Origin of the sequence: Azospirillum sp. B4, assembly GCF_000333275.1 — a bacterium.
Classification (GTDB): domain Bacteria; phylum Pseudomonadota; class Alphaproteobacteria; order Azospirillales; family Azospirillaceae; genus Nitrospirillum.
Genome location: NZ_BACU01000553.1, coordinates 1 through 2,486, shown reverse-complemented (window position 1 = coordinate 2,486; position 2,486 = coordinate 1). Strand labels below are relative to the sequence as shown.

Annotated in this window: 3 protein-coding genes and 1 pseudogene; all 4 read right to left on the bottom strand. The window is 66.5% G+C overall.

All coding sequences use genetic code 11. The features are described from left to right. Positions 1-621, bottom strand: a pseudogene (locus tag I55_RS24905) (beta-ketoacyl synthase N-terminal-like domain-containing protein); the annotation flags it as partial. Between the two features lie 165 nt (positions 622-786). After that, a complete protein-coding gene (locus tag I55_RS24900) occupies positions 787-1,023 on the bottom strand; it encodes an acyl carrier protein (RefSeq protein WP_044563419.1) in 237 nt (78 codons plus the stop codon). Positions 1,024-1,277: 254 nt separating this feature from the next. After that, positions 1,278-2,015, bottom strand: a complete 738-nt coding sequence (fabG, locus tag I55_RS24895) for a 3-oxoacyl-[acyl-carrier-protein] reductase (RefSeq protein WP_044563418.1) — start codon at positions 2,013-2,015, stop codon at positions 1,278-1,280. A gap of 29 nt (positions 2,016-2,044) precedes the next feature. Then, on the bottom strand, positions 2,045-2,486 hold a 442-nt coding region (locus I55_RS24890; protein ID WP_044563417.1), incomplete at its 5' end, for an ACP S-malonyltransferase.

Sequence of the window (2,486 nt, the reverse complement as noted above, 5' to 3'; positions counted from 1 at the left end):
CGGCCACGCCCAGGCGGGTGATCGCGGCCTCGGCGCGCCCGGCGATCATCACGTCGGCGTCATCCCACATGATCAGCCGCGCGGCGTCGCCGATGGCGTGCGCGCCGTGGAGCAGGCGGTGACGGCCGAGTGGTTCGGGCCCTTGAAACCGTGGATGATGGAGACGTGGCCGGAGACCAGGTTGATCAGGGCCGACGGGATGAAGAAGGGGGAAATGCGGCGCGGGCCTTTCTCGGCCAGCACCAGCGACGTCTCATAGATGGCGGAGAGGCCACCGATACCGGAACCGATCATGACGCCGGTGCGCTCACGATCCTCTTCCGATTCCGGCTGCCAGCCGCTGTCCTTCACCGCCTCGGCCGCCGCGGCGACGCCGTAGATGATGAAGTCGTCCATCTTCTTCTGGTCCTTGGGCGGCACGAACGCATCGGCATTGAAGGTGCCGTTGGTGCCGTCGCCCCGGGGAACCATGCCGCCGACCTTGGCCGGCAGATCGGACACGTCGAAGGTGTCGATGGCGCGGATGCCAGACTTGCCGTCGAGCAGCTGTTTCCACGTGTGCTCAACGCCCGTTCCGAGAGGGGTTACCAACCCGAGACCGGTGATGACGACGCGACGCATGGGTCAGACCTGTACCTAGTTCCAGAGAAATGCGGGCCCGGATTCCAGGAAGAAGCGGGGTGCTCCGCCCTCCCCAGGCCCTGAACCACCAAGCGTTTCCCGAATTTCGGCGCGGCATCCGCCAAAGATGGCGGTGCCGCGACCGAAGTGCCGGGAAGAAGGGGATCAGCCCTGCTTGGTGGAAATGAAGTCGATGGCGTCCTTCACGGTCAGGATCTTCTCCGCCGCGTCGTCCGGGATCTCGATCCCGAACTCTTCCTCGAAGGCCATGACGAGTTCGACGGTGTCGAGGCTGTCGGCACCCAGATCGTCGATGAAGCTGGCGGTGTCGGTGACCTTGCCCTCTTCCACGCCCAGGTGCTCGACGACGATCTTCTTAACCCGTTCGGCGATGTCGCTCATTTCCTATACCTTCCCGAATTTTCACAGTTGGGGTTGTTTACTGACTTATCTGATTGGCGTGGTACGTCCGGCAGGACGAATGCGAGCGCCCATCCTTTGGAAAAGTGCCGTCAGATACCACAGGTAGGCTCATCTTGCCTAGCGCTCGCGGGGCCTGGGACACCCACAAGGGCGGAGACCCTGTCAACTCGGTCCCGCCGATACTTAGGGGCGCCCCGCGAAAGGACAAGCCCCCAAGGCCGGCCGGGGCCTGATCAGATCATGGCCATGCCGCCGTTGACGTGCAGCGTCTGGCCGGTGACGTAACCGGCCTCGGTGGAGGCCAGGTAGAGCACGGCGGACGCGATCTCGTCCGGCGTGCCCAGGCGACCGGCCGGCACGCCGGCGGTCAGCTTTTCCTTCTGTGCGTCGGCCAGCACGTCCGTCATCGCGGTGGCGATGAAGCCCGGCGCCACGCAATTGGCGGTGATGTTGCGCGAGGCCACTTCGGCCGCCAGCGCCTTGGTCATGCCGATCATGCCGGCCTTGCTGGCGGCGTAGTTGACCTGGCCAGGGTTGCCGGTGACGCCGACGATGGAGGTGATGCCGATGATGCGGCCCCAGCGGCGCTTCATCATGCCCTTCACCAGGGCGCGCGACAGGCGGAAGGCCGCCGTCAGGTTCACGTCGATGACGGAATCCCAATCCTCGTCCTTCATGCGCAGGATCAGGCCGTCGCGCGTCAGGCCGGCGTTGTTCACCAGGATGTCCACCTGGCCCAACTTGGCCTCCGCGTCCTTGGCCAGGGCCTCCACGGCCGCCGGATCGGACAGGTTGGCGGGCACGACCACGGCGCGGTCGCCCAACTCGGCGGCCAGGGCTTCCAGGGCCTCGACCTTGGTGCCGGACAGGGCCACGGTGGCGCCCGCCTGGTGCAGGGTGCGGGCGATGGCGGCGCCGATGCCGCCCGAGGCGCCGGTGACGAGGGCGGTCTTGCCGGTCAAATCGAACATGGGAATGGTCCTTTTAAAGGATGATCCGTTCAGGCCTTCAGGAAGGCTTCGATGTCGGCGGGCAGCCCCAGCGACACGGCCGTCAGTTCCTTGTCGATGCGCTTGGCCATGCCGGCCAGCACCTTGCCGGCGCCCAGCTCCACCAGTTGCTCCACGCCTTGTTCCTTCATGAACAGCACGCTTTCGCGCCAGCGCACGGAACCGGTGACCTGTTCCACCAGCAGGCGGCGGATTTCCGCCGGATCCGTGACGGTGCTGGCGATGACGTTGGCCACCAGCGGCACCTTGGGCGCCACGATGGTGGTGTCGGCCAGCGCGGCGGCCATGGCGTCAGCGGCCGGCTGCATCAAGGGGCAATGGAAGGGGGCGGACACCGGCAGCAGCACGGCGCGCTTGAAGCCGCGCTCCGCCGCGATGGCGATGGCGCGCTCCACGGCCGGTCTGTGGCCGCTGATGACCACCTGGCCGGGG

Coding starts and splice junctions, on each gene's coding strand:
- fabG (WP_044563418.1), bottom strand. CDS start 2,015: ATGTTCGATTTGACCGGCAAGACCGCCCTCGTCACCGGCGCCTCGGGC.
- I55_RS24900 (WP_044563419.1), bottom strand. CDS start 1,023: ATGAGCGACATCGCCGAACGGGTTAAGAAGATCGTCGTCGAGCACCTG.